The following is a 20,427-nucleotide window of genomic DNA, read 5'->3' as shown; positions in this document are numbered from 1 at the left end:
GGTGGCGCGAGGGCGCGCCACAGTGGCCGAGGGTCGCGGTCGGCGCGCGCCCTTGCGACGGATGCGTGCGGCGGTCGGTCATGGCGCCACCTCCAGCGTGACGAAGCGGGCGTAACCCCGCGCGCCCGTAAGGGCCACATGCCCCCTCGGCACCGCCGGGTCCAGCGCCAGCGACGCGGGCGCGGGCAGCCCATCCACCAGCAGGCGCACGCCCTCGGCCGCGCCGAGTGCCGCCGCATCCTCCGGGTGCAGCACAAGCCGCGGCCCCGGCGCGCGTTCGGCAAGGGGCGGGCTGGCGCGGTCGGCGGCCGTCGCCGCAAAGGGATCGTGGAGGGGCAGGGTGCGGAAGCCCTCGCCCGGCATGTCCTCGAGCGGCGTGCCCGGCCCGGTGCTGCCCGGCCCGGTGCCGCCCGCCATGAGCAGCGCGACGCCCGGATCGCCGCCCCGCACCGGCCCGCCCACGCCTTCGGTGCCGACCCAGGCGCTGCTGGCCGAGTGGAGCCCCGGCCGCTCCGCACGGGTGCGCAACGCCGGCGGGGCATCGAGCCCCTGTGCGCCCTCCATCGACCAGGCGAGCGCGGAGTCCGCATCAATGCGCGGCTGACCTTCCGGCACACGTCCTGCGAGATCGAAGGCGGTGCGCCCCGAAGCGCGCGCGGGCAGGCGCGCGACCGGCGCGGCCTCGGCCCCGGGGGCCGCCTCTCGCACCACGGCAAGGTCCGGGCAATCGTGCGCCAGCGCGGCGAGGATCTCGTCGAGCGTCGTCTCGGTTGCTCCGCACAGCGGCGCGAGCAGCCGCCAGGCCGGCACCAGATCCGACGGCCGGCCGGTGAAGAACCGTTGCGCGCGCCCCTCGTGGTTGATGTAGGTGCCCGACGTCTCGGCCGGCGCCGTGACCGGCAGCATGAGGTCCGCCCGCGCCGCGAGCGGGCCGTCGAGCCAGTCGAGCAGCATCACCTCCGTCGCGGCGGTCATCAGCCGATCGACGATGTCCGCCGGGGCGCGGTCGGGCAGCGAGGCGTCGAGCAGGATGACGGGCCGCGGATCGGCCTCAAGCTCGGCCACCGCCCGTTCGAGTCCGGTGCCGCCCAGAAGAGCCAGACCCACGCTGCCCGCTTCGGGCGGGAAGAGCGCGATCCGCGCGCGCGCACCCAGCGCCGCGGCCACGGCCGCCGCCGCCTCGGCGGGACCGGCGAGGCCGAGACCCGCCCCTGCGATCACCACGGGCGCCTCGGCCGCGGCCAGCGCCTCGGCTACCGCGCGCGCCTCGGGCGCGGCCTCCTCGCCCCGAAGGGCCGCGGCCACGGCCTGCCCGAAGGCGCCCACTTCGGCCGGCGCACGGCGGAGCGGCCATAGGGCCACCTCGTCGAGCACGTCGGGCAGGGGCGTGACCAGCGCCACCGGCGAGCGGCGGCCTTCGCCCGCGACCCGGACCGCGGCATCCATCCACTCCGGCACGCCCTTTTCGGCGGCAAGGCGCCGCTCGGCGTCCCGCGCGGCCTGCCGCAGGGCGAGTGCGGCCCGCGGCGCGGTGCCGGTCAGATCCTCGCCCAGAACGAGGACCGCATCGGCGCGCTCGATGTCGCGGATCGAGGCGATCCCCGCCGGTCCCTGCCGCAGGATCGCCGCCATCCGGGCCACCAGCGCCGCCTCGGCCGCGCCGCATCCGGCGAAGAACCGATCCTCCCCCACCAGCCTGCGCAGCGCGAAGTTGGTTTCCAGACAGGCGCGGGGCGAGCCGATGCCGACAGCCCCACGCGCGACAAGGGCGCGGGCGCCGGCAATGGCATCGGTCCAGAGGATCTCGGCGCCCTTCCGCGTGGGATGGGTCGGACGGGCCGCCTCGGCCGCAAGCGCCCCGAACCGGCCGCGGTCACAGAGGAACGAGCCGTTGATCGCGCCGTGCGTCCGGTTCTGCGCCTTTCGCAGCGTGCCGCCGCGCTCGAAGAGGGTGATGTTGCAGCCGACCGAGCAGTTCGCGCAGATCGAGGGCGTCTCGGCCATGTCCCAGGGCCGCGCATAGTGGCGCGACCACCAGCGGTCGTCGAAGACGCCGGTGGGGCAGACCTCGGCGAGGTTGCCCGCAAAGGGGCTCTCGAGCGCGCCGGGCTCGGTCCGGCCGAACCAGACCCGGTCATGAGCGCCCAGAACCTCGAAATCCTTGCCGCCCGTGTAGTCGCGGTAGAAGCGCAGGCAGCGGTAGCAGCCGATGCAGCGGTTCATCTCCTGCGTGAGGAACGGCCCGTGATCCTGATTGCGGTGGGTGCGCTTCGGCACCTCCGCCCGGCGGCGGTGATGGCCCGAGGCCACCACCATGTCCTGCAGATGGCAGGCGCCGCCCTCTTCGCAAACCGCGCAATCGTGGGGATGGTTCACCATCAGCCATTCGATGATCCGGGCGCGGAAGCGCTCGGCCTCGGGATCCATGACCTCGATCCGCTGGCCCTCGCGAACAGGAGTCATGCAGGCCATCTCGATCCGGCCCTCGGTGTCCTCGGGGCCGTCATGGACCCGCACCGCGCAGAGCCGGCAGGCGCCGACCGAGCCCAGATCGCCGTGCCAGCAGAAATGCGGGATCTCGATGCCCGCCGAGAGACAGGTGGTGAGCAGGTCCTTCGTGCCCTCCACCTCGAGCGGACGGCCGTTGACGGTGATCTTCATGCCCGCTCTCCCTCGGCCAGACGCGCTTCGAACTCGGCCGCGAACATCCGCAGCCCCGAGGCGAGCGGCGCCATCGCGCCCCCCATCAGGTCGCAGAAGCTGCGCCCGCGGGGGGCGGCCTCGGCGGCGGTCATCTGCAACAGCTCCAGATCCGCGCGGCGGCCCCGGCCTTCGGCGAAGCGGTCGAGGATCTTCGCCACCAGCGGCAGCCCCTCGCGGCAGGGGGTGCACCAGCCGCAGCTTTCGCGCGCATAGAACCGCATGTGCCGGGCGAGGAAACCCACGGGGCAGGCGCTGCCGTCGAGCACGATCAGCATGCCCGTGCCGAACATCGAGCCCGCCCTGGCCACATGGCCGAAATCGAGCGGCAGGTCGAGCTGGTCGGGGCCGAAGAAGCCGCTCGCGCCCCCGCCGGGCTGGAAGGCCCGCAGCTGCCCGTCGCCCGAGACGCCGCCCGCGCGCTCGATCAGCTCGCGCGCGGTGGTGCCCATCGGCGCCTCGAAGAGGCCCGGGCGCTTCACCCGGCCCGAGACGCCATAGAGCTTGGTGCCGCCTTCCTCGGTGCGCGAGAGGGCGCGGAAGCGCTGCGGTCCCAGCGACAGGATGTGGGGGACGAGCGAGATCGTCTCGACGTTGTTCACCGTCGTGGGACGGCCCCAGAGCCCCGATTGCGCCGGGAAGGGCGGGCGCTTGCGCGGCACGGCGCGGTGGCCCTCGAGCGCGGTGATCAGCGCGGTCTCCTCGCCCACGATGTAGCGCCCGGCCGAGGGGTGGACGCGGATCGTGAGGTCGCCCAGCAGGCCCGCAGTTCGCGCTTCGTGAATGGCATGTTCCACCGCGGCGATGCCGGGGCGGTATTCGTCGCGGATCAGCACGATCGCTTCGTCCGCATGGGTGGCGCGGGCGGTGATGATCGCCCCCTCGATCACCTGATGCGGCATGGCTTCCAGCAGGAAGCGGTCCTTGAAGGCGCCGGGCTCCATCTCGTCGCCGTTCACGATCAGATAGCTCGGACCATCGCCGGGCGAGGTTCCCCGTTCGGGCATGAAGCGCCACTTGCGCCCCGCCGGAAAGCCCGCGCCGCCGCGGCCGTTCAGATGCGCGGCCTCGACCATGTCGATGATCTCGGAGGGGGTCATGGTCCGCGCGCGTTCCACCGCCTCGTAGCCGCCCTCGGCCCGCCATTCGGCGAGCGTGTGCGGGCGGCGGTCGGGGCGGGCGCGGCCGGTCAGGGGCAGGTCGGTCACAATCCGTCCTCCAGCAGCGCCGCGACGCCTGCGGGCGAGAGCGGGCCCACGAGGCGCCGGTCGCGGCCCACGACGGCGGCGGGCGCTCGGTCGCAGCCGCCAAGGCAGGCCACGTTCAGAAGCGTGTAGCGCCCGTCGCGTGTGGTCTCGCCGAACCCGATGCCGAGGCGGCGCTTGAGTTCCTCGCGGACCTCCTCGGCGCCGTTCAGCCAGCAGGAGGCGCCGTCGCAGAGCAGGATCACCGTCTTCCCGACCGGATGGCGGAAGATCAGCGAGTAAAAGCTTGCCAGCGCTTCCATTTCCGCGCGGTTGACCCCGAGCGCGGACGCCGCTTCGGCCAGATGGCCATCCGAGACCCAGCCGTGTTCGTGCTGGATCAGCTTCAGCGCCTCGAGCATGGCGGCGCGGGGGCCGCCGTGCTCGTCCGAGGCGGCGCGGATGCGGGCGAGGAGATCGGGCGAGAGGCTCATCGGTCAACGTCCGACATGACGAAATCAATGCTGGCGATATGGGCCACGAGGTCGGCCACGGTCATGCCGGGCACGATCTTCGGGATCATCTGGAGATGGGCAAAGGAGGGCGTGCGGATCCGCGTCCGGTAGCTCTGCGTGCCGCCATCCGAGACGATGGCATATTGCGTGAGCCCGCGGTGGCCCTCGATCTGGCCGGTGGCCTCGCCCGCGGGCACGACGGTGCCCCAGCTCGACTGCAGGAAGTGGGCGATCAGGGTCTCGATGTCCGTCTGCATTGCGCCGCGCGGGGGGGGCGTGGTCAGCGGATGGTCGGCCTTCACGGCACCTTCCGGCATGTTCTCAAGACATTGGCGGATGATCTTCAACGACTCTCTCATCTCGTCGGCGCGCACCCGCGTCCGGTCGAAGATGTCGCCGCGCTGGCCCAGCGGCACCTCGAAGTCGAACTGCTCATAGCCGCAATAGGGGCGCTGCTTGCGCAGATCCCAGTTGCAGCCGGTGGCGCGGAGGCCGGGGCCGGTGGTGCCCCATGTCAGGGCGGTGTCGGTGTCATAGGCGCCGACGCCCACGGTGCGCGCGCGGAAGAGTTCGGAGCGCAGCACCATCCGTTCATATTCGTCGAGCCGACCCGGCATCCAGTCGAGGAAGTCGCGCACCATCGCGTCCCACCCCCTGGGCAGGTCCATCGCCACGCCGCCGATGCGGAAGAAGGCCGGATGCATCCGCGCGCCGGTGATGGCGTTCAGGATCTCGTGCCCCTTCTCGCGGTCGGTGAACATGTAGAAGACGGGCGACATGGCGCCCACGTCCTGCGCCATCGTGCCATAGAACAGCAGGTGGTTCATGATGCGGTAGAATTCGCAGAGCATGACCCGGATCATCTGCGCGCGGGGCGGCACCGCGATGCCGCAGAGACGCTCGACCGCCAGCAGATAGGGCAGTTCCGAGATCACGCCGCCAAGGTAGTCCACCCGGTCGCAATAGGGGATGAAGCCGTGCCAGGTCTGGCGCTCGGCCATCTTCTCGACGCCGCGGTGGTGGTAGCCGATGTCCGGCCAGGCCCAGACCACCTCTTCACCGTCCAGCCCGAGCAGAATCCGGAAAACACCATGCGTGGAGGGGTGATGCGGGCCGAAGTTGAGAACCATCAGCTCTTCGCCGTCGCGCAGCCCGGGCAGACCGAGCAGATCGGGATCGGTGATGGTGGCGCGCTCCTCCGCCTCGAAGAGACGGTCGGTCAGCACGAAGGGCGGCTTCTCGGTCGCCCGCGCGTAATGGGTCTTGAGCAGCGGATGCCCCTCCCAGGTGGGCGGCATCAGCAGGCGGCGCGTCTCGCGGCCGAAGTCGAGGCCGAACATGTCGTGCGCCTCGCGTTCATACCAGTCGGCGTTGGCATAGACACCCGCCACCGAAGGCGCGTGCCCGTCGGTCGCGAGCTTGAGACGCAGGTCGGCGTTGCGCTCAAGCGAGACGAGGTGAGAGCAGAGCGTGAGCCGCGAGTCGGGCTGACCCGCGCGGTGCTGCCGCTGGCTCTCGTCGATCGCCCAGAGGTCGGCGAGCAACGGGAAGGGCGCGGAGATCTCCTCGCGCAGGAAGCGGTGGGCGGCCTCCCATGCCGGGGCGGCCAGCCAGAGGACGGGAAAGCCCTCGCCGGTCACCTGCTCGGACAGGATGTCTGCGCCGAAGCGCGATCGGAGCGCCTGAAGCGCGTCCGCAATAACCTGATCGAAGCTCATGTGGACTCCGGATCGGCCAGGCGGGCGACGGACATGCGCCCCTCGCGCAGCGCGTCGCGGCGCGGAACGGGGTCGAAGGGCCGGGCAGGGCCGGTCTCGCCCATGCGGATCTGAAGGGGGCGCGCCTCGGTCGCGATCTTGGACTGCAGCAGCACCAGCGCCTCCATCAGCGCCTCGGGCCGCGGCGGGCAGCCGGGCACATAGACATCGACCGGCAGGAAGCTGTCCACGCCCTGCACCACGGAATAGATGTCATACATGCCGCCGGAATTGGCGCAGGCGCCCATCGAGATCACCCAGCGCGGCTCTCGCATCTGCTGGTAGAGGCGGTAGAGCGGCACGGCCATCTTGCGGAAGACGGTGCCCGACACGATCAGCAGGTCGGCCTGCCGCGGGGTGGAGCGGATGACCTCCGCCCCGAAGCGGGCTTGGTCGTAGACCGGCGTCAGCGCCGTCGCCATCTCGACATAGCAGCAGGACAGCCCGAAGTTGAACGGCCAGAGGCTGTGCTTGCGCGACCAGGCCACGAGATCGTCGAGGCGCGTGAAGAGATGGGATGCGGCCATGCGGTCTTCCGGCGCCTCGGCGCCGGGCCGCCCTATCGTCCAGCTCATGCCCGGTCCTTCCGCGGAGCGGTCTCGAGCGCGCCCTCCATCCAGAGCCAGGCGAGGGCGGCCAGAAGCACGAGAATGAAGATGGTCGCCGCGATCAGCCCGGAGGTGCCGAGTTCGAGGGCCGAGACAGCCCAGGCAAAGAGGACGGCCACCTCGACGTCAAAGATCATGAAGAAGACGGCGATCAGGAAATATTGCGTGGCGACGCGCCCGCGCAGCGGCCGCCCCGAGGGCGCCCCGCTTTCGTAGGTGCCGAATCCGTCGCGCGACGGCTCGCGCAGCGCGCCCGCCACCAGAAGGATCGCGGCCACCGTCACCGCAACGACCGCAAGGTGCAGCGCAAGGGCGGCCCTCGGATCGAGGCTGTTCATCAGTTCGAGCATGTCGCTGCGTCCTTCCAAGCGGAAAGAAACCGGCAGGAGGGAGTCACCTGCGCTGTCTTGTCCGTCTGTATCATCCGCTGATTAACCATTCGTGTGAGGGTGGCGCCTTGATCTGCATCAGAATTTCTCAGATAGGTCCATGGACCGCGCCCGAAAGATACGCGGCCTGCGCCAAGACGTCGCGCCCCGAATCATCGGCCGCCCTGGCGCGCCTCCGATCTGCCCAAGCCGTGGGCGCGGCCGACGGGTCGCGCGGCCCTGCGGCTTTCCGCAGGCTGGAAAGCCGGGCTGCGCGCCGTCCGCGCATTGACGGTTGAAGGTGCTTCGACATAGGTAGCCGCGGGAGCCGGCACTTTTCCACATTGACCGGGAGAGGGAGGAACATGGGAGGGCTACTCGGCCTGTCGCGGTTTATCGACCGCATGAACGAACTCATCGGTCGCGGGGTCTCGTGGCTGATCCTGATCGCGATCTTCATCAGCGCGGGGAACGCCACCGTCCGCAAGGTTCTGAACACCTCGTCCAACGCCTGGCTCGAGCTTCAATGGTATCTGTTCGGCGCGGCCTTCCTGTTCGCCGCAGCCTACACGCTGAAGCAGAACGAGCATATCCGCATCGACATCGTCTACGGGCTCTTCTCGCGGAAGGTGCAGCACTGGATCGACCTGTTCGGCCATCTGTTCTTCCTGATGCCCTTCGTGGTCCTGATGCTGATCTATCTCGGCCCCTACGTCGAGCGGTCCTGGAGGATCGGGGAAGTCTCGACCAACTCGGGCGGCCTGATCATCTGGCCGGCGAAGACGCTGCTTCTGATCGGCTTCTTCCTGCTCGCGCTGCAGGGCGTGTCCGAGATCATCAAGAAGATCGCGGTGATGCGGGGCATCATCCCGGATCCGACGCCCTTCGTCTCGGCCCATGAGGCGGCCGAGCGCGAGGGCGAGATGCTGGCCGGCGACGTGAAGCTGGGCGAGGTGAAGAAATGATGGAATTCATCGCGGTGAACATGGCGCCGATCATGTTCGCCTCGCTCGTCATGTTCCTGCTGCTGGGCTATCCGGTGGCCTTCGCGCTGGCGGCGAACGGCTTGCTGTTCTTCTTCATCGGGGTCGAGCTTGCGCCTCTGTCGGATGGGACGATCACGCTGGGCTGGAACCTCCTCGGCACCATGCCGGACCGGTTCTGGGGGGTGCTGTCGAACGAGACGCTGCTGGCCATTCCCTTCTTCACCTTCATGGGGATCGTGCTCGAGCGATCGGGCATGGCCGAGGATCTGCTCGACACGATCGGGCAGCTCTTCGGGCCGATCCGGGGCGGGCTCGCCTATGCCGTGATCATCGTGGGGGCGCTGCTCGCGGCCACCACGGGGGTCGTTGCGGCCAGCGTGATCGCCATGGGTCTGATCTCGCTGCCGATCATGCTGCGCTATGGCTATGACCGGCGCATCGCCTCGGGGGTGATCGCCGCCTCGGGAACGCTGGCTCAGATCATCCCGCCGAGCCTCGTGCTGATCGTGCTGGCCGACCAGCTCGGCCGGTCGGTGGGCGACATGTACAAGGCGGCGCTGATCCCGGGTATGGTGCTGACCGGCATCTACATGGGCTATGTGCTGGTCATGTCGATCCTGCGCCCGCAATCCATGCCGGCCCTGCCGCTCGAGGCGCGGACGCTCGGCTCGGGCGTGACCTCGCTGATCGTGGCGCTGGCGGTGGCGGTGGCGGTGGCCTTCGGCGCCCACTACTGGCTGGCCGAGACCTACGGCGCCAAGAACGCCGACATCCTCGGGGCCGTGGCGGGGATCGTGGTGATCTACATCGCCGCCATCCTCGACCGGGCGGCGGGCGGCAAGCTCATGTCGCGGCTGGCCCAGCAGGTGATCATCGTGCTGATTCCGCCGCTTGCGCTGATCTTCCTCGTGCTGGGCACGGTCTTCCTCGGGATCGCGACACCGACCGAGGGCGGCGCGATGGGCGCGGTGGGCGCGCTGCTGCTGGCAGCGGTGAAGGGCCGGCTGAACCTCGGCGTCGTGACGCAGGCGCTGGCCTCGACCACGCGGCTCTCGTCCTTCGTCATGTTCATCCTGCTGGGCGCGCGGATGTTCTCGCTGACCTTCTACGGCGTGAACGGGCATATCTGGGTCGAGCATCTGCTGACCTCGCTTCCGGGCGGCGAGACGGGCTTCCTGATCGCGGTTTCGGTGCTGGTGTTCCTGCTGGCCTTCTTCCTCGACTTCTTCGAGCTGGCCTTCATCATCGTGCCGCTGCTGGCACCGGCGGCCGAGGCGCTGGGGATCGACCTGATCTGGTTCGGGATCATCCTCGGCGTGAACATGCAGACCTCGTTCATGCACCCGCCGTTCGGCTTTGCGCTCTTCTATCTGCGATCGGTGGCGCCCCGGCAGACCTACACCGACCCGGTGACCAAGGCCCGCATGGCGCCGGTGACGACCGGGCAGATCTACTGGGGCGCGGTGCCGTTCGTCTGCATCCAGATCGTGATGGTGGCGCTGGTGATCATGTTCCCGCAGATGGTCATGCACTACAAGGGCGCCCCGGTGGACACGTCGAACGTGACCATCACCCTGCCGCAGATGCCGGGTCTCGGTGGCGGTCTGGAAGGCGGCCTCGGCGCGCCGGGTGGCCTGCCCGCTCCGGGCGCCGGTGGTCTGGGCACGCCGCCCGGCCTCGCGCCGGCCCCGGGAGGTCCGGGCGTGCCGCCGGGCCTTGCACCCCCGAACGCTCCGGCGCCGGGAGGGCTGGGGGTGCCGCCGGGCCTTGCGCCTCCGACGCCCACCGCTCCGGCTCCTGCTGCGCCGGCACCGGGTGGGCTGGGCGTGCCGCCCGGTCTGGCTCCGCCCGCGACGGGCGAGGTCACGCCACCGGACGCAGGCCCTGGTCTGGCTCCGGGAGGGGTGCCTCCGGGCCTGGCTCCTCCGGCGCAGGACTGAGAACGGCGGGATGACAGAGGCGGCGGCACCGAAGGGGTGCCGCCGTTTCCGTTCATGGAAGGGACGTCCGACGCAGCCGCTCCGTCCTGCCGTCCGTGCCCGGAAGACCCAAGGAAAAGACCCCGGAGCCGAGGCTCCGGGGTCTCTTGTCTTGCGGGAGGTTCGGGATCAGAGCTTGCCCGCGTTCTGCTGCACCATCATGAAGGTGTCGTAGTTGTATTCCGCGATCTGCGCCCAGGTGTAGTTCTCGGAGCGGAAGGCCTTGATCGAATCCCAGATCTTCTTGAAGGCGGGGTTCGCGGCTTCCATCTCGGCATAGACCGCGTTCGCGGCTTCGAAGCAGGCTTGCAGGATCTCGGGGCTGAAGGGCCGCAGCTGGGTGCCCTGCGCGACGAGCGACTTGATCGCGGTCGGGTTCTTGTAGTCGTACATCTGCAGCATGTTCGCATCCGTCGCCTGGCAGGCGGTGCGCAGCAGCGCCTGGTAGGCGGGCGGCAGGCCCTCGAAGGCGGCCTTGTTGAACATGAAGTGGACGGTCGGGCCACCTTCCCACCAGCCGGGGTAGTAGTAGTAGGGCGCGACCTTGAAGAAGCCGAGCTTCTCGTCGTCATAGGGGCCGACCCATTCGGTCGCGTCGATCGTGCCCTTTTCCAGCGCCGGATAGATGTCGCCGCCGGCGATCTGCTGCGGCACGACGCCCAGACGCTCCATCACCTTGCCGGCAAAGCCGCCGACCCGCATCTTCAGGCCCTGCATGTCGGCCACGGTGTTGATCTCGCGCCGGAACCAGCCGCCCATCTGCACGCCGGTGTTGCCGCCCGGGAAGCCCACGATGTTGTGCTGCGCGAGGAACTCGTTGTAGAGGTCGATCCCGCCGCCGTGATAGTGCCAGGCGTTGATGCCGCGCGCCGAGAGCGAGAAGGGCACCGCCGCGGCCAGCGCGAAAGTCGGATCCTTGCCCCAGTAATAGTAGCCGACCGTGTGGCAGCATTCGACGGTGCCCGAGGTCACGGCGTCGGCGGCCTGCAGGCCCGGCACCAGCTCACCCGCCGAGAAGACCTGGATCTGGAAGTTGCCGTCCGAGGCTTCGCTGACCATCTTCGACAGCACTTCCGCGCCGCCAAAGATCGTGTCGAGCGATTTCGGGAAGGACGAGGTGAGCCTCCAGGTGACCTTGGGCGCGGTCTGGGCGATGGCGGGCGCGGCGAGGCTGCCGGCCACGGCGCCCCCCACGGCGGCCTTGGTGATGAATGAGCGACGGTCCATGGTATTCCTCCCTTGTGGACGGGGCGGGCCGGCTTCTGCCTCCGGCTACGCGCTGCGCGCAGATTACACCGGAAGGGGCCGCTGTCCAGAAGCGAGGAGCGCGGCTTTCCGCACGGCCGATCCGCGGGCGGCACGGCCCGCCGCATGGCGTGGCGGAGGGCTGCATCTGCCCATGCGTCAGACAGATGCAGCCGTTTGGTGCTTCGATTGCGCAGGCGGGGGACGCTGCCCCGGCCCGGTCACTCTGCCAGAAAACGGCGGAGCACGGCCTCGGCGCCATCGCGCCAGACGGCTTCGAGCGCGGCACCGAATTCACCGACCAGCGCCGGGTGGCGGCCAAGGTCGCCATAGACCTCGGTCATGGCAAGCCAGTCGGCCGGGTTGGCGCGCGCCCGCTTGGACCGTTCCTGCAGCGCGGACCAGTTCGGGTCGTTCGGCGCGACCACCTGACCCGAATCCGTGGTGCCGAAGCAGTAGCGGCACCAGAGCGCCGACAGCAGCACCAGCCCCTTCGGCATTCGGCCCGCCGCGAGATTGTCGCGCAGCGAGGGCACGATGAACTTCGGCTGCCGGTTCGAGCCGTCCAGACAGAGCCGGCGCGTCGTGTCCGCGATCTCGGGGTTCGAGAAGCGGCTCTCGATCAGCGAGAGATAGGCCGGAATGCTCGTGTCGGGCACCGGCGGCACATGGGGCAGGATCTCCTCGACCTCGATCCTGTGCAGGAAGGCCGCCACCAGAGGGTTCGCCATCGCTTCGTGGACGAACTCGATGTCCATCAGGGCCGAGGGATAGGCGATCACCGCATGTCCGCCGTTCAGGATGCGGATCTTCATCGCCTCGTAGGCGTGGACATGCGGGGTGAAGGTCACGCCGACCTTCTCCAGCGCCGGGCGGCCGGCGGGGAAATGGTCCTCGACCACCCATTGCCGGAAGGGCTCGCAGGTGACGGGGACGGGGTCGGTCAGGCCGAAACCCTGCGCCAGGTCGCGCTCGTGCGGGCCGGTCGCGGGGGTGATGCGGTCCACCATGCCGTTCGGGAAGGCCACATGGCTTTTCACCCAAGCTGCCAACTCGGCGTCTAAAAGCTCGGCAAGGCCCACCACGGCGCTGCGCGTCACATGCCCATTGCCGGGAAGGTTGTCGCAGGACATCACGGTGAAGGGCGCCACGCCCGCGGCGCGCCGGGCGCGCAGGGCCGCCAGGATCGCGCCGAAGGCCGTGGCGGGGGCCGAGGGGCGGGCCGCATCGGCCACGATGTCCGGGTGCGTCGGGTCGAAGGCGCCGGAGGCATCGACATAATAGCCGCCCTCGGTCACCGTCAGCGAGACGATGCGGATGCGCGGATCCGACATGGCCTCGATCAGCGCGGCATTGTCGGCCTCGACCGGCAGGAAGCCGATCATGGCGCCCACGCGCCGGGCCCGGTGACCCGCCGGGTCCAGCTCGATCACCGTCGAGAGATTGTCCTGCGCCGCCAGCGCCTCGCGCATCCGCGCGTCGGTCGGGCGGACGCCCGCACCGAGGATGCCCCAGTCGTGCCCTTCGCCGAGCGCGAAGAGATCGTCGAGATAGACGGCCTGATGCGCACGGTGAAAGTTGCCCACGCCGATATGGACGCCGCAGCTGATCGTCGATCTCGAGGCCGTGAGCGGGATCGTCCGGTCGGGCGTGGTCGAGTCGCTGGCCGATGTCATGCAGATCTCGGACGAGCGGCGATCGGTCCTGCGCAGTTCGTTGCAGACCTTCGCCTTGGCCTCGCTCGGGCTGCTCGCCCTGATGGGGGTGCTGATCGTGATCGTCATCGTGCAGAGCAACGCGCGTCGGCGCCGGGGCGTCCTGCTCGAGCGGTCGGTCCACAACCTGCGTGCCACGATCGAGTCGTCCCTCGATGCGGTGGTCGTGCTCGATCACATGGGGCGGGTCGTCGAATGCAATCGGGCGGCGCTCGACATGTTCCGCTGGTCGGCCGAAGCCGCGCAGGGCGCGAACTTCGTGGAATATATCCGCACCGACGATGCCGACAGCCTGCTGCGTCCGCAGCCGCGCGCCGAGGACGAACCTGACCCCGGCCTTTCCGGGCGCGACGGGCGCATCACCATGATGGCGCAGCGCACCGACGGCACGACCTTTCCGGTCGAGGTCTCGGTGGCCGAGGCCCAGGGCGCCTCGCAGGATCCGTTCTTCATCGCCTTCATCCGCGACATCTCGGAGCGTCTCGAGCGCGAGGAGAGCCTGAAGAAGGCCCGCAACGACGCGCTCAAGGGCGAGGAGGCGAAGTCGCGCTTCCTGGCCGTGATGAGCCACGAGATGCGCACGCCCCTCAACGGCCTCATGGCCGCGTCGGACCTTCTGCAAAGCTCGACCGACCTGACCGAGCGGCAACGCTGGCTCACCGACATCGTGATCGGTTGCGGGTCGGCGGCGCTCGATCAGGTGAACAACGTGCTCGAACTGACACGTCTCTCCGATCGCGACGGGGCGAGCTACGCGCGCTCGGTCTTCTCGCCGGCCGAGGTCATCGAGGGCCTGATCCGGCAGAACCAGCCGCAGGCGGACAAGCGCGGCAACAAGCTGTGGTTCGCGCCCCCCAAGGGAGAGGTGCCTCTCATCCTGGCGCAGCGCCACCTCTTCCTGCGGGTGATGTACAACCTGATCGGCAATGCCATCAAGTTCACGGACCACGGCAAGGTCTCGGTCGAGCTTCTGTGGCGCGCGGGGACCCGGCCGGGCACCCTCGATCTCTGCATCCATGTCAACGACACCGGCATCGGCATCGCCGAAGAGCATCTCGATACGATCTTCCGGAACTTCGAGACGCTCGATTCCTCCTACGGCCGCATCCGCGAGGGAACGGGTCTGGGCCTGGGGATCGCGAAACTGGCCAGCGAGACGATGGGCGGCGCCATCACCGTCCAGAGCAAGCTGGGGCTGGGCTCGGTCTTCACCCTCCGGGTGACGGTGCCGCTCGCCGAGGCGAGCGACCTGTCCGCCGAGGAGTTCGCCGACGAGGCCCCGCCGGCGGACGATGTTCGCCGTTCGATCCTCGTGGTGGAGGACAATGCGATCAACCGTCAGCTTCTGGCCGAGATCCTGCGGATGGCGGGCCATGAGGTGACGCTGGCCGAAGACGGCGCCGAGGCAATCGAGGCGGCGGCCGTGCGGCGCTTCGACCTGATCCTGATGGATGTGTCGATGCCGCGGGTGGATGGTCTCGAGGCGACACGGATGATCCGGCAGGGCGGCCCGTGCGCCACGACGCCCATCGTGGGCGCGACGGCCCATGCCGATCCCGACCGGGTGCCGGAGTTCCTTGGCGCCGGGATGAACGACGTCCTGGTGAAGCCGATCACGCGCAGCGCCCTGTTCCGCGCGGTCCGGCAGTTCGCCGGGTGCGGGCAGGCCGCCGAGGAGACGGAGGCGGCCACGCCCGAACCCGCGCCCGCCGAAGGACTTCCCCTGATCGACAGCGAGCTTCGGGCCGATCTGGAGGGCAATCTCGGGCCCGACTACATTGCAGGCATGATCAACCGCGTCCTGACGGAGGCCGGCGCGGCGCTGCCCGAAATGCGGCGCCTGCACGAGGCGGGCGACCACCATGCCGCGGCCCGGCTGGCGCATCGCACCGCGGGCGCTGCGGCGGCCGTGGGGCTGGTGGCCCTGCATCGCACGCTGTCCGGCTACGAGACCGCGGCCGATGCGTCCGACTCCGATGCGGCCGGGCGCGCCCTCGAGAGCCTGCCCGTCACGATCGAGCGCACGGCTGCGGCGATCCAGCCTGACGCCGCCTGATCCCGCCGATCCCGGCGCCGCGGTCAGTCCTTGGCCTCGGGCGGGGCTTCTTCCGCGGCCTTCTTGCGCGGGTTCCGGCGCGGCGAGCGTCGGCTGCGCGGTTTCTTGGCAGGTGCCGGCTCCGAAGCCACCACGGGCGGGGCGGAGGTCTCGGCGGGCTCGGCCGCAGGCTCTTCGACCGGGTCCGCATCGCCGAACGCAGCCAGCGCGGCGAAGGCCTGATCCATGTCCGGGATCGGGGCTGCGGTCGCGTCGGCCTGAACCTCCGCGGCCGGGGCCTCCTCTTCCTCCAGCTCTTCGGCAATGCCCGCCATCAGCAGACGCGCCGCATCCTCGAGCTTGACCGAGAGCGAGGCGCCCTTGGGGAAGCTGGCCGGGCCGCGCGGGCCATCCTCGGTCAGGCGGATGCGCGTCCAGCCCTCCGCAGGCGCGTCCGGTTCGGGGTCGGGCTCCGGTTCGGGCGCCGGTATCGGGGCCTCCTCCTCGTCTTCCTCGGGCTCGTCGAACAGGGACATCATCGCCGCCAGATCCAGTTGCGGAATGACCACGGGTTTCGGCGGCGGCGGAACGGGCGTTTCCTCGACGACGGGCTCGGGCTCGGGGGCGGGCGGTTCGGGTTCGGGCGGTGGCAGCGCGAAGGCCGGCCCGTCCCGCAGGAGCGCCACCCGTGCCGCCAGCAGCGCACGGCGGGCCGGACCGGGGGGCGTTCCCGCATGCAGTTCCTCGAGCCGCGCCAGTCCCTGCGCCCGGCCGAGCGGCTCCATGAGGGCCAGGATCTCGCGCGCGGCGGCGTCGAGCAGCGGGTGGCGGGCAAGGGCAGGCGGAGTGCGCATCGCATTCTCCTCGCGAGGGCGGCATCTGGCATCCTCCTTGCAAGTCCCGGTCCAGATGCCGCGTTGGCGGCGGGCGACGGAGGATCGGATGTCAGTGTCGGGGTTCCGCGATCATATCGGGCTTCATGCCGAGGCGCTGGTGCTGCGTGAGACGCGCAACAACCTGCTGACCTCGAACATCGCGAATGCGGCGACCCCGCATTACAAGGCGCGCGACATCGACTTCACGGCCGAGCTGGCCCGCGCGACCGGAGGCGGCGCGCTGCGCACCACCGAGGCGCGCCACATGGCGGTGGGTGGTCCCGCCGCCACCGGCAAGGCGCTCTACCGCGAGCCGGTCACGCCCTCGCTGGACGGCAACACGGTCGAGATGGCCGTGGAGCAGATGGAATTTTCCGAGAACACCCTGCGCTATCAGACCAGCCTCGCGCTGCTGAACCGGCGCATTTCTGGCCTGATGACGGCGATCAAGGGGGAATGATGAGCGGCATCAACAACATCTTCGATGTCGGCGCCCGGGCACTCTCGGCCCAGATGGTGCGGATGAACACGGTGGCGAGCAACCTGGCCAACGCGGGCACGGTCTCGGACACGGCCGAGACGGCCTTCCGCCCGCTGCGGCCGGTGTTCGAGACGACCTACGCCGATGCGGTGGGCAAGAGCGGCCTCTCGACCACGGATGTGGCGGCGGTGGTCAGCCTCGACCGCGAGCCGGCCCGGACCTACCGGCCCGACCATCCGCAGGCCGATGCCGAGGGCTATGTCTGGGAGGCCCCGGTCTCGGTCGACGAGGAGATGGTCGAGATGATGGAGGCCAGCCGCCAGTATCAGAACACGCTCGAGGCCGTCTCGACGCTGCGCTCGCTGATGGCCCGCACCGCCAGCATGGGACAGTGACATGACCACCACGACGCCGGTTGACCGCTCTTACGCCGCCGGGCTTGCGATGAAGACGGCGACGCAGGCCAAGGGCAGCTCGAACCTGGGGCAGGAGGATTTCCTCAAGCTCCTGACGACGCAGCTTCAGAACCAGGACCCGTTCCAGCCGATGGAGAACGGCGAGTTCCTCGCCCAGATGGCGCAGTTCTCGACCGTCTCGGGGATCGAGCAGCTGAACGGCACGCTCAGCGGCATCGGCGAGGGGCTCGGTTCGTTCCGCACCGCCACCGCCGCGTCGCTGATCGGGCGCAGCGTGCTGGTCCCCGGCACGCTGGCGCGCGCGGACGAGGCGGGCGGCGTCCATGGCGCGGCCACGCTCACCGATCCGGCCGAAGCGGTTGTCGTCACCTATTCCCACAGCGTCACCGGCCAGCTTCTGCACAGCCAGACCCTCGGGCCGCAGAAGGCGGGGCAGGTGAACTTTGGCTGGGACGAAGTGCCCGCCTCGCTCGTCTCGTCGCGCGTGCCGCTGCGCGTCAGTGTCTCGGCCGCCAATGCCGATGGCTCCGTGCCGCTCGCGCCCTCGGTCTATGCCCGTGTCCTGTCGGTCGGTTCCACGACCGATGGTCGGGGCACGCTGCTCGAGGTCGAGGACCAGGGCCGCGTCCCCGCCGAGTCCGTCACGTCCTTCCGCTGATCCCGCCCCCAAAGGAGCCCTTTCCATGTCGATCAACACCGCCCTTTCGGGTCTCTCCGCCGCCCAGCACGATATTGCCGCCACCTCGCACAACATCGCGAACGTGGGCACCATCGGCTTCCGCGGCAGCCGCGCCGAATTTGCCGATGTGTTCAACTCGTCGCCCTACAGCATCGCCCGGACGGCGGTGGGATCGGGCGTGCAGACCCTGCGCACCGCGATGCAGTTCAGCCAGGGCTCGGTCGTGGCCACGGGCAACACGCTCGACCTCGCCATCGAGGGGCAGGGCTTCTTTGCCACCGAGCCCGCCGTGGGCCCGAACTCGGCCAAGCCCGAGCCGATCTACACGCGCGCGGGCGCCTTCGGGCTGAACGACAAGGGCGTTGCGGTCAACGCCTCGGGGCAGAAGCTGCTCGCCTGGCCCGTGAGCGTCGAGGGCGACGCGCTGAGCCAGGTGCCGGGCACCGCCGTGCCCCTCACCATCCCGCTCACGATGGGCTCGCCGGTCGGCACCAAGGCCGTCAGGATGACGGTGGACCTGCCGACGGATGACGCCATGCTGGGCCAGCAGGCGGCGGTGCCTCCGGCTGCGGCCTTCGACGCGGCCGACCCCACCACCTATGCCGCCGTCACGGCGATCCCGGTCTTCGATGCGAAGGGCAATGCGGTCGAGGCGGCGGCCTATTTCATCAAGACCGAGAACCCCGCGGCGGGCAGCCCGGACACGGGCTGGGCGGTGCGGCTCGTCGTCGCCGGCGAGACGCTGACGCCGGCCGAGGGCGATCTCGCCTTTGACGCGACCGGCGCGCTGGCCGGGGGCACCGGCAGCCTCAGCTTCACCACCGGCATCGGCACGCCCTACACGCTCGATCTGACCGGCACCGCGCTGACCAACCGCGGCTTCGAGGTCAACACCGTCAACCAGGACGGCAAGAGCGCGGCCGCGCTGACCAGCCTCGAGGTGGATGCCAGCGGCACGGTCTGGGCGGCCTACGGCGCCGGCGACTCCGTCGCCATGGGGCAGGTGGTGCTGGTGACCTTCGCCAACCCGCAGGCGCTGCGCCAGCTCGGCGCCTCGGGCTTCGCGGCCACCGCCGATTCCGGCCAGCCCGTCGCGGGCACGGCGGGCGACTCGGGCTTCGGGATCATCCGGGCCGGCGCGCTCGAACATGCCAACGTCGATCTGACCGAGGAACTCGTCCATCTGATCACCGCGCAGCGCAACTACCAGGCCTCGGCCAAGGCGATGGAGACCTCGAACTCGCTGATGCAGACGATCATGAACATCCGCAGCTGAGGCGGATCATGGACCGGCTGATCCACACCGCCCTGAACTCGCTGGCGAATCTGCGCGACACGCGGGTGATCCAGGCGCAGAACCTCGCGAACCAGACCGTGCCGGGCTTCCGGCGCGACCTGACGAACGAGGGCGACCCGCGCTTTCTCAAGGCGATGGAGACGGCGTCGGCCCGTGCCTTCCAGACCGAGCGGGGTCCGCATCTCTTCTCGAGCGCGCCGGGCCTTCTCAACCAGACGGGCGAGCCGATGGACGTGGCCATCGCCGAGGAAGGCTGGTTCTTCGTCCAGCCCGAGGGCGGCGAGCCCGCCCTGTCGCGCCGGGGCGACCTGCGGCTCACGGCCGAGGGGCAGCTCGTGAACGGCGCGGGCGAGGCGATGCTCGATCAGGCGATGCAGCCGATCGAGCTGCCGGCCGTCCGCTCGCTCGTGATCGACGAGGTGGGCCGCATCCTCTACGAGCCGATGGACGGTGCCCCGGGCGAGGAGGTCGAGGGCCCGGTCATCGCCACGGTGATCCCCGAGGGCGTGGCGCTGCGCAAGGATGCCGACGGGCAGATCCGGGCGGGGGACGAGCCGCTGCCCGCGCCCGATCAGCGCGCCCGCATCCTTCAAGGCGTGCTCGAAGGCTCGAACGTCAACACGATGGAAGAGCTGGTCTCGTCCATCGAACTCCAGCGCACGTTCGAGCTGAACCTTCGCATGATCTCGGCCGCCAAGGAACTGGACGAGAGCGGCGCGCGTCTGTTGCGCCCGCCGGAGTAGGGCGTGGCACGGGGCTTGCAGCAGGCCGGACGTAGCGCCTGAAGGAGCCCCGAATGTCCACGAACGCGATGCATGTCGCCAAGACCGGCCTGAACGCCCAGCAGACCCGGATGCAGGTGATCTCGAACAACCTCGCCAACGTCAACACCACGGGGTTCAAGCGCGACCGCGCCAATTTCGAGAGCCTGCTCTACCAGACCTGGAAGCCGGGCGGTGCCCAGACCTCCGAGGCGACCGCCATGACCTCGCCCTCGGCAGTGGGGACGGGGGTCCGGGTGGTCTCGACCGAAAAGCTCTACACCCAGGGCTCGCTCGCCAACACCGACAACGCGCTCGATCTCGCCATCGACGGGCCGGGCTTCTTTCAGGTCCTGCTGCCCGACGGCCGCATGGGCTACACCCGCAACGGCACCTTCTCGCAGAACGCCGAGGGCACGATCACCACGCCTTCGGGCTATGTCGTCCAGCCCGAGATCCAGATCCCCGAGGGCGCCGTGTCGGTCACGATCTCGGCCGACGGGATCGTGTCCGTCCTGATGCCCGACGAGACCGAGGCGCAGGAGGTGGGGCAGATCACCATCGCCACCTTCGCCAACCCCCGCGGCCTTCAGCCGGTGGGCGAGACCTTCGCGGTCGAGACCGCGGCCTCGGGCGAGGCCGCCATCGGCAACCCGGTCGAGCCCGGCTTCGGCAAGCTCGTGCAGGGCGCGCTCGAATCCTCGAACGTCAACGTGGTGCAGGAGCTGGTGGACATGATCGAGACCCAGCGCGCCTACGAGGTCAATTCCAAGTCCATCTCGGCCTCCGACGAGATGATGCAATTCCTTGCCAACAAGCTCTGAGG

At 69.8% G+C, this 20,427-nt stretch carries 18 protein-coding genes; 9 read left to right on the top strand and 9 right to left on the bottom strand.

Annotated features, from left to right (window positions below):
• Nucleotides 1–78: 78 nt before the first annotated feature.
• The 6 genes from nuoG to LV780_RS07655 are packed head-to-tail and all read right to left on the bottom strand — an operon-like array spanning nucleotide 79 to nucleotide 7,114.
• Entirely contained in the window at nucleotides 79–2,661 is a 2,583-nt protein-coding gene (nuoG, locus tag LV780_RS07680; RefSeq protein WP_108220265.1) for an NADH-quinone oxidoreductase subunit NuoG, read from the bottom strand.
• Entirely contained in the window at nucleotides 2,658–3,908 is a 1,251-nt protein-coding gene (locus LV780_RS07675; RefSeq protein WP_108220264.1) for a complex I 51 kDa subunit family protein, read from the bottom strand. Before LV780_RS07675 ends, nuoG begins: the two co-directional genes overlap by 4 nt.
• Nucleotides 3,905–4,378 (bottom strand): NADH-quinone oxidoreductase subunit NuoE, encoded by a 474-nt coding sequence (gene nuoE, locus LV780_RS07670; RefSeq protein WP_108220263.1) that lies wholly within the window; start codon nucleotides 4,376–4,378, stop codon nucleotides 3,905–3,907. The genes LV780_RS07675 and nuoE overlap by 4 nt, the downstream gene beginning before the upstream one ends.
• Nucleotides 4,375–6,117 (bottom strand): NADH-quinone oxidoreductase subunit C/D, encoded by a 1,743-nt coding sequence (gene nuoC, locus LV780_RS07665; RefSeq protein WP_108220262.1) that lies wholly within the window; start codon nucleotides 6,115–6,117, stop codon nucleotides 4,375–4,377. The genes nuoE and nuoC overlap by 4 nt, the downstream gene beginning before the upstream one ends.
• On the bottom strand, nucleotides 6,114–6,731 hold the full coding sequence (locus tag LV780_RS07660) for an NADH-quinone oxidoreductase subunit B (RefSeq protein WP_011908712.1): 618 nt from the start codon (nucleotides 6,729–6,731) through the stop codon (nucleotides 6,114–6,116). Before LV780_RS07660 ends, nuoC begins: the two co-directional genes overlap by 4 nt.
• A complete protein-coding gene (locus tag LV780_RS07655) occupies nucleotides 6,728–7,114 on the bottom strand; it encodes an NADH-quinone oxidoreductase subunit A (RefSeq protein WP_011908711.1) in 387 nt (128 codons plus the stop codon). The genes LV780_RS07660 and LV780_RS07655 overlap by 4 nt, the downstream gene beginning before the upstream one ends.
• A 383-nt stretch (nucleotides 7,115–7,497) precedes the next feature.
• Here LV780_RS07655 and LV780_RS07650 point away from each other — a divergent pair, with 383 nt between their 5' ends.
• Nucleotides 7,498–8,097: a TRAP transporter small permease subunit gene (locus tag LV780_RS07650; protein WP_011908710.1), complete on the top strand. Its 600-nt coding sequence runs from the start codon at nucleotides 7,498–7,500 to the stop codon at nucleotides 8,095–8,097.
• The gene (locus LV780_RS07645; RefSeq protein WP_117344978.1) at nucleotides 8,094–10,058 is read left to right on the top strand and encodes a TRAP transporter large permease; all 1,965 of its coding nucleotides are present in this window, start codon (nucleotides 8,094–8,096) and stop codon (nucleotides 10,056–10,058) included. The genes LV780_RS07650 and LV780_RS07645 overlap by 4 nt, the downstream gene beginning before the upstream one ends.
• Nucleotides 10,059–10,226: 168 nt before the next feature.
• Here LV780_RS07645 and LV780_RS07640 read toward each other — a convergent pair whose 3' ends face one another.
• On the bottom strand, nucleotides 10,227–11,324 hold the full coding sequence (locus tag LV780_RS07640; RefSeq protein ID WP_101341114.1) for a TRAP transporter substrate-binding protein: 1,098 nt from the start codon (nucleotides 11,322–11,324) through the stop codon (nucleotides 10,227–10,229).
• A gap of 239 nt (nucleotides 11,325–11,563) precedes the next feature.
• The gene (locus LV780_RS07635; RefSeq protein WP_233863748.1) at nucleotides 11,564–13,018 is read right to left on the bottom strand and encodes a mannitol dehydrogenase family protein; all 1,455 of its coding nucleotides are present in this window, start codon (nucleotides 13,016–13,018) and stop codon (nucleotides 11,564–11,566) included.
• On the opposite strand from LV780_RS07635, the gene LV780_RS07630 reads away from it, so the two are divergent.
• Complete coding sequence (locus tag LV780_RS07630) at nucleotides 12,969–15,113, top strand: response regulator (RefSeq protein WP_233863746.1); 2,145 nt, start codon at nucleotides 12,969–12,971, stop codon at nucleotides 15,111–15,113. The two genes, LV780_RS07635 and LV780_RS07630, sit on opposite strands and share 50 nt — an antisense overlap.
• 23 nt (nucleotides 15,114–15,136) lie before the next feature.
• Here the strand turns inward: LV780_RS07630 and LV780_RS07625 are convergent, their stop codons facing one another.
• Entirely contained in the window at nucleotides 15,137–15,946 is an 810-nt protein-coding gene (locus tag LV780_RS07625) for a hypothetical protein (protein ID WP_181318451.1), read from the bottom strand.
• Between the two features lie 94 nt (nucleotides 15,947–16,040).
• On the opposite strand from LV780_RS07625, the gene flgB reads away from it, so the two are divergent.
• The 6 genes from flgB to flgG are packed head-to-tail and all read left to right on the top strand — an operon-like array spanning nucleotide 16,041 to nucleotide 20,425.
• Entirely contained in the window at nucleotides 16,041–16,427 is a 387-nt protein-coding gene (gene flgB, locus LV780_RS07620) for a flagellar basal body rod protein FlgB (protein WP_044248733.1), read from the top strand.
• Nucleotides 16,427–16,843 carry a flagellar basal body rod protein FlgC gene (flgC, locus tag LV780_RS07615; protein WP_011908693.1) on the top strand — a complete coding sequence of 139 codons (417 nt, stop codon included), beginning with the start codon at nucleotides 16,427–16,429 and terminating at the stop codon, nucleotides 16,841–16,843. The genes flgB and flgC overlap by 1 nt, the downstream gene beginning before the upstream one ends.
• A 1-nt stretch (nucleotide 16,844) precedes the next feature.
• Nucleotides 16,845–17,522 carry a flagellar hook assembly protein FlgD gene (locus tag LV780_RS07610; RefSeq protein ID WP_108220254.1) on the top strand — a complete coding sequence of 226 codons (678 nt, stop codon included), beginning with the start codon at nucleotides 16,845–16,847 and terminating at the stop codon, nucleotides 17,520–17,522.
• A gap of 25 nt (nucleotides 17,523–17,547) precedes the next feature.
• Complete coding sequence (locus LV780_RS07605; protein WP_101341123.1) at nucleotides 17,548–18,819, top strand: flagellar hook protein FlgE; 1,272 nt, start codon at nucleotides 17,548–17,550, stop codon at nucleotides 18,817–18,819.
• An 8-nt stretch (nucleotides 18,820–18,827) separates the two neighbouring features.
• Nucleotides 18,828–19,583, top strand: coding sequence for a flagellar basal body rod protein FlgF (locus tag LV780_RS07600; RefSeq protein WP_011908690.1), 756 nt, complete (start codon nucleotides 18,828–18,830; stop codon nucleotides 19,581–19,583).
• 53 nt (nucleotides 19,584–19,636) lie between these two features.
• The gene (flgG, locus tag LV780_RS07595) at nucleotides 19,637–20,425 is read left to right on the top strand and encodes a flagellar basal-body rod protein FlgG (protein ID WP_108220253.1); all 789 of its coding nucleotides are present in this window, start codon (nucleotides 19,637–19,639) and stop codon (nucleotides 20,423–20,425) included.
• Nucleotides 20,426–20,427 lie beyond the last annotated feature (2 nt).

Origin of the sequence: Cereibacter azotoformans, from assembly GCF_021391315.1 — a bacterium.
Lineage (GTDB): Bacteria > Pseudomonadota > Alphaproteobacteria > Rhodobacterales > Rhodobacteraceae > Cereibacter_A > Cereibacter_A azotoformans.
The sequence above is the reverse complement of the archived record's forward strand: the minus strand, read 5'-3'. Positions and strand labels throughout refer to the sequence as shown.